We start from the raw sequence: 618 nt of genomic DNA, 5'->3' as shown, positions 1-618 counted from the left end.
ACGCCAAGCGCAGGCTTTCCGCAAGAATAAGCCGCCTTTACCATCGCGTTTCCGCCGGTCGCAAGAATTGTCGCAACTCCAGGATGATTCATCAAAAGCGATGTTTTTTCCATTGAAGGCTCTTCAATCCACTGGATACAGTCTTTTGGAGCGCCTGCCGCAACAGCAGCCTCATAGCACACTTTCGCGGCCGCAATCGAGCATTTTATCGCGCTTGGATGGAATGAAAAAATAATCGGGTTTCTTGTCTTAAGACAAATAAGAGACTTGAAAATCGCAGTTGAAGTCGGATTTGTTACAGGAGTCAAGCCGGCAACGACCCCGACAGGCTCAGCAATCTTTACAATTCCAGTAACATCGTCATCTTCAACAATTCCTACAGTCTTAAGATGGCGCATATGATTAACGACATATTCGCAGGCAAAAAGGTTTTTTGTCGCCTTGTCTTCAAAAACTCCGCGCTTTGTTTCCTCAACGGCAAGTTTTGCAAGGCTTCCGTGGTGGTCAAGAGCCGCAACAGAAACTTTAGCCACGATATAGTCGATTTTTTTCTGATCAAAGTTCGCGTATTCTTCCAACGCTTTCTGCGCGCGCTCAACAAGTCCGTTGATTTCTTTC

General features: G+C 46.3%; 1 protein-coding gene. It reads right to left on the bottom strand.

Annotation, left to right across the window (positions count from 1 at the left end):
• Positions 1-618: aldehyde dehydrogenase family protein (locus tag B3Y13_RS09685; protein WP_296694232.1), on the bottom strand; the 618-nt coding region annotated here is incomplete at both ends.

The organism is Treponema sp. UBA7567, assembly GCF_002476655.1.
GTDB lineage: Bacteria > Spirochaetota > Spirochaetia > Treponematales > Treponemataceae > Treponema_D.
This window is presented reverse-complemented; position numbering and strand designations above follow the sequence as displayed.